Below are 8,210 nucleotides of genomic sequence, written 5' to 3' on the forward strand. Positions count from 1 at the left end.
GCCGGCACCTCCGGCAGATCAGTTATCCAAAAGCTCGGCCTCAAGCCGGGCTTTTGTGTTTTTGTCGACGGGTTGTCCGTTCCCTACGGCGACATCGTCGGCGAGTTGCCGGCCGGCGTGCGGCTGACCAAGACGGTGCGGGCGCCGCTCGATGCCGTGCATGTCTTCGCCACTGAGGCGCGTGGGCTCGCGTCGAGGCTCAGGCGTTATCGCGAGGCCATCGCGCCCGATGGCATGGTCTGGGTGTCGTGGCCGAAGAAGACGTCGGGTGTTGTGACCGATCTCAACGACGTGGCCGTGCGCGAGGCGGGGCTCGCGTCCGGCCTGGTCGACGTCAAGGTCTGCGCCGTCGATGCGGTCTGGTCGGGACTGAAATTCGTGATCCCCGTCAAGCAGCGCGACAAGCGCTGAACCGCGGCGAATCTGCTTGGCCTCCATTGCGACGCCGTGGCATCCTCGCGCCAAGCCGTTGAACGGCATGGCCGCGTCGTCCGAACAGCGCGGCAACAAGATGGGGAGGGGAGGCCGATGCGTAAGGCATTCGGCGCGCTTGGCGCCATTTCATTGCTGCTGCTGCCGATCGCTTCATTCGCCGCCGAGATGCGTGGCGTCACGTCGACCGAAATCAGGATCGGCCAGACCATGCCCTATAGCGGGCCGGTGTCGGCGTTCGGTGCGCTCGGCAAGGGCGAGGCCGGCTATTTCAGGATGCTGAACGAGCGCGGCGGCATCAACGGCCGCAAGATCAACTTCATCTCGCTGGACGATTCCTACGCGCCGCCGAAGACGGTGGAGCAGACCCGCCGCCTCGTCGAGAGCGACGAGGTGGCGTTGATCTTCTCCTCGATCGGCACCGCGCACAACACCGCGATCGCAAAGTACCTCCAGGGCAAGAACATCCCGCAGTTGTTCCTGGCCTCCGGCGCCTCGAAGTTCAGCGACATCGCGCAATTCCCGCAGGCGACGATGGGCGTGCAGGCGCCGTTCCGCTACGAGGCGCGGCTCTACGCGCGCTATGCGCTGGCGAAGAATCCGAGCGCAAGGTTCGCCGTGATCTCGCAGAACGACGATTACGGCCGCGACTATCTCGCGGGCCTGAGGGACGTGCTGGGCGAGAGCTACGAGTCTCGCGTCACCGTTGCGACCTACGAGATATCGGACCCCACGATCGATTCCCAGATCGTCAAGCTGAAGGCCACCAATGCCGACGTCTTCGTGATCGCGGCAACGCCGAAATTCGCCGCGCAGTCGATCCGCAAGGCCTACGAGATCGGCTGGCGGCCGATGACCTTCCTCTCCAACACCGCGGTGTGGATTTCGACCGTGATGCAGCCGGCCGGCGTCGAGGCCGGCACCGGCATCATCTCCACGGCCTATGTGAAGGATCCGGACGATCCGGCCTGGAAGGACGATCCCGGCATGAAAGGCTGGCGCGAATTCATGACCAGATACCTGCCGGACGGCGATCAGCACGACACCAACTACGTCAACGCCTACAACAGCGCGATGGCGCTGGAAGCGGTGCTGAAGGCGTGCGGCGACGATCTCTCGACCGAGAACATCCTGCGCCAGGCGTTCGCGATCAAGAACCTTGAATTGCCGATGCTGCTGCCCGGCATCAAGGTCAACACGTCGCCGACCGACCACGTGCCGGTCGATCAGATGCAACTGATGCGCTTCAACGGCAAGAGCTGGGATCGCTTCGGCGAGTTGCAGACGGGGAATTGAGGGCGCAGGTCGTCTCTCTCGCGTCATTGCGAGCAGCGTAGCGACGAAGCCATCCAACGCTCCGCAAATGCAATCCAATGGATTGCTTCGCTTCGCTCGCAATGACGGAATGTCTGAGCTGAGGGGATTTGACGCTAGTTCGAGCTTTCGCTCGCCGGCACCGCGCCGGCCCTCGTCTCGTCCGCCCGCACATGGATGACCGCGATGTCGTCCTTGTACAGCCGCTTCCAGCCCTTGAGATGATCAAGCACGTTTCCGGCCGGAGAGTCCGAGCTCAACAGCGTGGCGTCGATCCGGTACTTGTCGAGCAGCCCCAGCAGCTGGCCGACATCGCGAGCGTCGAGCGCATCGTAATAGTCGAGCACGAATTGCTCGCCATAGAGCTCGGCGCGGCCGTCGATGAACACCTTCATGTCGCGGCTGACCATGTAGCCGCCGAACGGCGCGGTGCTGAACACCCGCTCCGCCTTGTGCTGCTGGAGCACGTCGACGGCAGCAACCGGCGAGAACATCGGCAGGAATTTGAACGGATGTTGGGCGACGAACATCGTGGTCGTCAGCGATGCGCCGACCAGCATCGCGAGCCCGGCCAGGATCGTGACGACGGGGGCCGAACGGTTGTCCTCGAAGCGAGAGGCGCCTGCGCTTGCCGTGCCCCATTGCTCTGATATCGGCTTGGCGAGCACCAGCGGCGCGATGAAGGCGAACACCTCGATGTTGCGGACATGGCTCAGCGCCATCCAGATCAGGCCGAGCAGCAGCAGGATCCGCGGCACCGGCAAGGTCAGCCTGCGATAGCAGATCAGGCCGATGAGGCCGAGCAGCGTGGCCTCGAAGAAGCTCGGCTTGCTGAAGTCCGCGGGTTTCCATTCTCCGATCAGGGTCAGCAGTTTGCCGAGGCTGAGGATCTTGGTGGCGCCGAGCAGGCTGTTCCAGCCATAGGGCGTGACGCAGCTCGCGGCCAATGCAGCCAGACCGAACACGCCCCAGCGCACGATGAGCTGGCGGCGGCGGGCTGGCTCCACGTTCCAGATCGCCTCAAGTCCGATCGGCCCGATCAGCGCTAGGCCGAGCACGAAGCCGCCATGCAGATTGGCCCACAGCGTCATCAACGGCAGCAGCCACCATGATGGTGAGGTGCGGCGATCCGCGGCCGCGATCAGGCCGCCGATGAACGCCAGCAACACCGGCAGCGCCAGCACGTGGGGCCGCGCGAGGAAGTGGGTCGTCGACAGCAACAGCGCCAGTGCCGCGATCAGGATCGCGCGCGCCGGATCGAAATGCGGGCTCAGCAGATGCAGGAAGATCGCGACCGTCGCGCCGATCGCGAGCGACGACAGGATCACGGGCCCGGCCCAATCGCCGCCGTAGACCAGCGCGTAGAGCACCTGCGACAGCCATGAGCTCGAGATCCAGGCTTCGCCGTAGCGGGTGAACGAGAATACGTCGGACGTGGGCATCGCGCCGTTGTCGAGAATCCATTGTCCGACCCTGATCTGCCACATCGTGTCGGTATCGCGCAGCAGGATCTCCCCGGCCGAGAGATAGAACAGATAGGCGCCCACGGCGGCGCACAGCGGCACCAGTCCGCGCACCGCGCTACGGCTGCTCACGCTGCTGGTGATCGAGAGTGACATGCGCTTTCTTGTCTTCGGGCCGGGGGATCACAAGGCAACGCCACGCGTGACGTTGCCCGCACTCGACCACGGCTTCCGATAAATTCGGGTAAATGCGGCCGCGACAAAGCTGCGCCGGCCCGAGACCGGTGCCTCGATTTTGAGCGATCATCTTAGCTTGCGGTTCACCATCGCGATCAGGCCTCGACCCGGTGGCCAGCTCTTCCGCAGCGGGCGGCGGCCATCATTTCCAGCGGCCTATGCTTCCATGAGCGGCGGTAACAGTCCTTCGGCTCAATCAGAGGTAGCATGTGGCTGTCGCAAAATCCTTACAATTCCAGCTTGTCATTCAGTTTGAATAGTTGTTCACTTCTTCAGGCGATTGCGGGATCAATCGTTCAAAGCATTGAAGATTCGTGGGTTCTGCCGGTGGGCGCCGGTCAGGGTGCACGGTGGGGGACGGAACGCCATGGTCTACCGGCGAACACATCAGGTCGTAAAACGGCTGGCTGCCCGGCGCAGTGCCATCCTGTCGGCTGCGCGGGACGCGGCGGCGGCGGGCGGCATGGCGGCGGTCCAGATTGCGCCGGTGGCGGTGCGGGCCAATGTCGCCGCAGGTACCGTCTACCGCTATTTCCCGTCGAAGGCCGAGCTGATCTCGGAACTGATCACCGAGGTCTCGCGCGACGAACTGTCCGCGATCAGGCGGGCCGCGGACGCCGCGCCCGGCCCGTCGTCGGCATTGGCCGCCGCGGTGACGACGATTGCGGTCCATGTGCTGTCGCAGCGCAAGCTCGCCTGGGGTATCCTGGCCGAGCCGGTCGACGTCGACGTCACGGCCTCGCGCCTCGCCAGTCGTCGCGATATTTCCGGCGAGCTTGCCATGCGCATCGACGCGGCCGTGCGTGCCGGCCATCTGCCGGCGCAGGACACCGCGCTGGCCGCCACGGCCTTGCTCGGCGCACTGCACGAGGCGCTGGTCGGCCCACTGGCGCCGGCCAATCTCGATGATCCGATCAAGCTGCGCGATGCGGTGCAGACCGTGACGTTGCTGGCACTGCGCGCGGTCGGCGTGATGGACGCGCGCGCGCGAGGTCTGGTGGTGCAGGCGACGACACCGGCCAAGGCACTGGTCGGCGCTTGATACGGCGCCGCGCCGCGAACACTTCCGTCGTATCGGCGTTGTAGCCTTGCGGACCGGGTTCAACCAACCTCACGGAGCAACGCATGACGACCACCCATGGCTCGGCCAAATGGCAGGGCGGCATCAAGGACGGCAAGGGCGCGATCTCGACCAAGAGCGGCGCACTCGCCGATTATCCCTATGGCTTCGCCAGCCGCTTCGAGGGCAAGCCCGGTTCGAATCCCGAGGAGTTGATCGGCGCGGCGCATGCCGCCTGCTTCACGATGGCGCTGTCGCTGATCCTGGGCGAGGCCAAGCTCACCGCCGAGCACATGGAGACCAAGGCCGACGTCACCCTGGAGAAGGTCGCCGACGGCTTCGCCATCACCGCGGTGCATTTGACGCTGTCGGCGAAGATTCCGGGCGCCGATGACGCGACGTTCCAGGAATTGGCCGGCAAGGCGAAGGCCGGATGCCCGGTGTCGAAACTGCTCAACACCAAGATCACGCTCGACGCCTCGTTGCAGGGCTGATCGCGGCGCCTGCGCGTTCGAGCAATGCTGCTTCGGTTCTGATCATTCAAGAACCGAAGCTGCGGTTTCCTGCTCTGGCCGTCAGACCTGCGCGTCGCCGTTCGGCCCGACCGAGGCGATGCGCAGCATGTTGGTGGTGCCGGGCGCGCCGAGCGGCACGCCGGCGACGATGATGACGCGCTGGCCGGCCTTGGCGAAGCCGTCGCGGAATGCGATCGAGCCGGCCCGATCGACCATGTCGTCGAGATCGTGCGCGTCCTCGGCGACCACGCAGTGCACACCCCACACCACCGCCAGCTTGCGGCCGGTGACCAGATTCGGCGTGATCGCGACCACCGGCACCTTCGGGCGCTCGCGCGCCACGCGGATCGCGGTCGAACCCGAGGAGGTCCAGCAGATGATCGCCGACAGGTCGAGCGTTTCGGCGATCTGCCGCGCGGCATCGGCGATGGCATCGCCCACCGTCGGCTCCGGATCGGCACGTTGCGCGTTCAGCACGCCGCGATAGGTCGGGTCGCGCTCCACTTCCTCGCCGATGCGGTTCATGGTCGAGACTGCTTCCACGGGGAATTTGCCGGCCGCGGATTCCGCCGAGAGCATGATGGCATCGGCGCCTTCGTACACCGCGGTGGCGACGTCGGAGACCTCGGCGCGCGTCGGCACCGGGGCCTGGATCATCGATTCCAGCATCTGGGTCGCGACCACCACCGGCTTGCCGGCGCGGCGCGCCATCCGGGTCATCTGCTTCTGTAGGCTCGGCACCCGCTCTAGCGGCAGCTCGACGCCGAGATCGCCGCGCGCCACCATCAGCGCGTCCGACGCGTCGATGATGTCGGCGAGGCGGTCGATCGCCTGCGGCTTCTCGATCTTGGCCATCACGGCGGCGCGGCCGCGGATCATCTTCTTGGCCTCGATCACATCCTCGGCACGCTGCACGAATGACAGCGCGACCCAATCGATTCCCTCCGGCAGCGCGGCTTCGAGATCGGCGCGGTCTTTCGGCGTCATCGCCGAGACCGGCAGATCGGTGTCGGGCAGGCTGACGCCCTTGCGGTCCGACATCTTGCCGCCGATCACCACGCGCGTGACCGCGCGGTCGGGTGAGGTCTCCTCGGCGATCAGCCGCACCTTGCCGTCGTCGAGCAGCAACGCGTGCCCCGGCCGGAGCGCGGCGAGGATTTCGGGATGCGGAAGCTGGACGCGGCTGTTGTCGCCCGGCGTCTTGTCGGAATCCAGGATGAAGTTCTGGCCGTTCTTGAGCTGGGTCGAGCCTTCCGCGAAGGCCCCGAGCCGCAGCTTCGGCCCTTGCAGGTCGACCAGGATGCCGATCGGCCGTCCATAGCTCGATTCGACGTTGCGGATGGTCTTGACCAGCTCCCGCATCTTGTCATGCGGCGTATGGCTCATGTTGATGCGGAAGACGTCGGCACCCGCCTCGAACAGCTTGCGGATCATCGCACTGTCCGAGGAGGCCGGGCCGAGCGTTGCGAGGATCTTGATTCGGCGCAGTCGTCTCATGGTTTGTTTCCGGGCGGCGTTGCGGCTGGCGGCAGACCCGGCGCGCTCGGCGCCGTTGCGCCCGGCGGCGGGTTTTGCAGGCCCGGCATCGCCCCGGGACTTCCCGGGCCTACGCCTCCCGGCATTCCCGGTACTTTCTGCGGCTGTTGTTCGGTGGCTTCGGTCAGCTGGACGGTCCATGCACGCTGCTCGCCGGTGTCGACCTCGAAGAAGCCGGTGCGGTCAAAGCCGCGCGCCAGGCAGTTCTCGGTGCCCTTGATGGTGAATTCCTTGTCGCGCGAGCACATGAAGGCCTGGCCGGACCATTCGCCGCCGCGATCGTAGTCGAGTGCGTAGATGTAGTAGTAGCGCGCCACGAGGTTGCCGCGCAGCAGGGTCTCGCAGGTCCGCGACGACACGTTCCACCAGCCTTCCGTGGTCCAGCCCTCGGCGTCCTTGTAGCCGAGCGCGATTCCGACGCGGCTCGAGGTGTTGTTGCAGAGCCGGAAATCGGCGGCCGCCGGACTCGTCCACAGGCACGCCGCGACGACCGCCAGCACCGGCAGGATGCAGGCCCAGGTCAGGCGGATGGTGCGGGAGACTGAAGCGGGAGAATCTGTTGGGCTCATGCGGCGAAGCTATATCAAATCATTGACGATTTCGCGTGCCCGGCTGGCACTGTCAACGGGCGGGCGCCCATCTCCCAACACGGTGGGACCTGGCGAGTGGTGCCGAGCCGGTCCGTCTTGCGCGCCGAGTTGGCAAAATCTGTGACAATTCCCACCTGATATCAATATGGTGAGCGCCACACACCGGGATCACGATTATGAGCATTGACGACAAAACAAGAACAGAGCTTGAGGCTGCGGTGTTTCGGCGCCTTGTCGGTCATCTGCGCGACCGGACCGATGTGCAGAACATCGACCTGATGAACCTCGCCGGCTTCTGCCGCAACTGCCTGTCCAACTGGATGAAGGAAGAGGCCGACGCCAAGGGCCTTGCGGTGAGCAAGGACGAGAGCCGCGAGGCGGTCTACGGGATGCCCTATGAGGAATGGAAGGCGAAATATCAGGGCAGCGCGACGCCCGAGCAGCTCGCGGCGATGAAGAAGGCCCAAAGCGGGCACTGAATCCCGGCCTGTATGACATCGGTTCCGTCGACGCGCGCATCTCCTGTGGGCGCGCTGTGGATGAGCGCGATGTTTCCTTGACGGAACGCGCTCCAAAATCGAGGGTCGCCCGCAGCAAGCGGTGCGCAGGACGCGTATTCGCGTCACATTTTCAATGCCTGTTCAGGAGTACGCGATGGCCACCACGTCTGCCGCCGTCAAGGAAGAGCCCGCAACGCGATTTGCCAAGGACCAGCTCAAGTCGATCATCGAGCGCATCGAGCGGCTTGAAGAAGAGAAGAAGACGATCTCGGACGACATCCGCGACGTCTATGCCGAAAGCAAGGGCAACGGATACGACGTCAAGGCGCTGCGCGCGATCATCCGGCTGCGCAAGCAGGATCCGAACGAGCGCATGGAGCAGGAGACCATCCTGGAAACCTACATGCAGGCGCTTGGCATGCTCTGAGGCCTTTGCGGCCTCTGTCCCCGGATAACAGGCTGCGCGCATGCGCAGCCGTTGGCGGGCTTCGCGAAGCCCGGGGGTACCTGACCTTACGTGATGGCTGGCTGTGGACCCGGATTGCGCTTCGCTGCATCCGGGC

The 8,210-nt window shown here is 65.2% G+C and carries 9 protein-coding genes; 6 read left to right on the forward strand and 3 right to left on the reverse strand.

Annotated elements, in window-relative coordinates; genetic code table 11:
• Positions 1-72 precede the first annotated feature (72 nt).
• Together B2W55_RS15345 and B2W55_RS15350 are read left to right on the forward strand one after the other, a co-directional pair.
• Positions 73-411, forward strand: coding sequence for a DUF3052 domain-containing protein (locus B2W55_RS15345; protein WP_291532237.1), 339 nt, complete (start codon positions 73-75; stop codon positions 409-411).
• A gap of 117 nt (positions 412-528) precedes the next feature.
• On the forward strand, positions 529-1,728 hold the full coding sequence (locus B2W55_RS15350) for an ABC transporter substrate-binding protein (protein WP_024584931.1): 1,200 nt from the start codon (positions 529-531) through the stop codon (positions 1,726-1,728).
• Positions 1,729-1,862: 134 nt separating this feature from the next.
• Here the strand turns inward: B2W55_RS15350 and B2W55_RS15355 are convergent, their stop codons facing one another.
• Positions 1,863-3,365, reverse strand: coding sequence for a hypothetical protein (locus B2W55_RS15355; protein ID WP_024584932.1), 1,503 nt, complete (start codon positions 3,363-3,365; stop codon positions 1,863-1,865).
• A gap of 448 nt (positions 3,366-3,813) precedes the next feature.
• Here B2W55_RS15355 and B2W55_RS15360 point away from each other — a divergent pair, with 448 nt between their 5' ends.
• Positions 3,814-4,488 carry a TetR/AcrR family transcriptional regulator gene (locus B2W55_RS15360; protein ID WP_024584933.1) on the forward strand — a complete coding sequence of 225 codons (675 nt, stop codon included), beginning with the start codon at positions 3,814-3,816 and terminating at the stop codon, positions 4,486-4,488.
• Positions 4,489-4,571: 83 nt separating this feature from the next.
• The gene (locus tag B2W55_RS15365; RefSeq protein WP_024584934.1) at positions 4,572-5,000 is read left to right on the forward strand and encodes an OsmC family protein; all 429 of its coding nucleotides are present in this window, start codon (positions 4,572-4,574) and stop codon (positions 4,998-5,000) included.
• A gap of 81 nt (positions 5,001-5,081) precedes the next feature.
• Here the strand turns inward: B2W55_RS15365 and pyk are convergent, their stop codons facing one another.
• Both pyk and B2W55_RS15375 read right to left on the reverse strand, forming a co-directional pair.
• Positions 5,082-6,518 (reverse strand): pyruvate kinase, encoded by a 1,437-nt coding sequence (gene pyk, locus B2W55_RS15370; RefSeq protein ID WP_024584935.1) that lies wholly within the window; start codon positions 6,516-6,518, stop codon positions 5,082-5,084.
• The gene (locus tag B2W55_RS15375) at positions 6,515-7,126 is read right to left on the reverse strand and encodes a DUF1036 domain-containing protein (RefSeq protein ID WP_024584936.1); all 612 of its coding nucleotides are present in this window, start codon (positions 7,124-7,126) and stop codon (positions 6,515-6,517) included. The genes pyk and B2W55_RS15375 overlap by 4 nt, the downstream gene beginning before the upstream one ends.
• A gap of 197 nt (positions 7,127-7,323) precedes the next feature.
• Here B2W55_RS15375 and B2W55_RS15380 point away from each other — a divergent pair, with 197 nt between their 5' ends.
• Positions 7,324-7,626, forward strand: a complete 303-nt coding sequence (locus tag B2W55_RS15380; RefSeq protein ID WP_024584937.1) for a DUF1244 domain-containing protein — start codon at positions 7,324-7,326, stop codon at positions 7,624-7,626.
• A 175-nt stretch (positions 7,627-7,801) separates the two neighbouring features.
• Entirely contained in the window at positions 7,802-8,074 is a 273-nt protein-coding gene (locus B2W55_RS15385; protein WP_024584938.1) for a DUF2312 domain-containing protein, read from the forward strand.
• Positions 8,075-8,210 lie beyond the last annotated feature (136 nt).

This window comes from Bradyrhizobium sp. UBA2491, assembly GCF_002341725.1.
GTDB lineage: Bacteria > Pseudomonadota > Alphaproteobacteria > Rhizobiales > Xanthobacteraceae > Bradyrhizobium.

Excerpts from the sequence above, each read along its gene's own strand:
- B2W55_RS15350 (WP_024584931.1), top strand. The coding sequence starts at position 529 with ATGCGTAAGGCATTCGGCGCGCTTGGCGCCATTTCATTGCTGCTGCTG.
- B2W55_RS15355 (WP_024584932.1), bottom strand. The coding sequence starts at position 3,365 with ATGTCACTCTCGATCACCAGCAGCGTGAGCAGCCGTAGCGCGGTGCGC.
- B2W55_RS15360 (WP_024584933.1), top strand. The coding sequence starts at position 3,814 with ATGGTCTACCGGCGAACACATCAGGTCGTAAAACGGCTGGCTGCCCGG.
- B2W55_RS15365 (WP_024584934.1), top strand. The coding sequence starts at position 4,572 with ATGACGACCACCCATGGCTCGGCCAAATGGCAGGGCGGCATCAAGGAC.
- pyk (WP_024584935.1), bottom strand. The coding sequence starts at position 6,518 with ATGAGACGACTGCGCCGAATCAAGATCCTCGCAACGCTCGGCCCGGCC.
- B2W55_RS15375 (WP_024584936.1), bottom strand. The coding sequence starts at position 7,126 with ATGAGCCCAACAGATTCTCCCGCTTCAGTCTCCCGCACCATCCGCCTG.
- B2W55_RS15380 (WP_024584937.1), top strand. The coding sequence starts at position 7,324 with ATGAGCATTGACGACAAAACAAGAACAGAGCTTGAGGCTGCGGTGTTT.
- B2W55_RS15385 (WP_024584938.1), top strand. The coding sequence starts at position 7,802 with ATGGCCACCACGTCTGCCGCCGTCAAGGAAGAGCCCGCAACGCGATTT.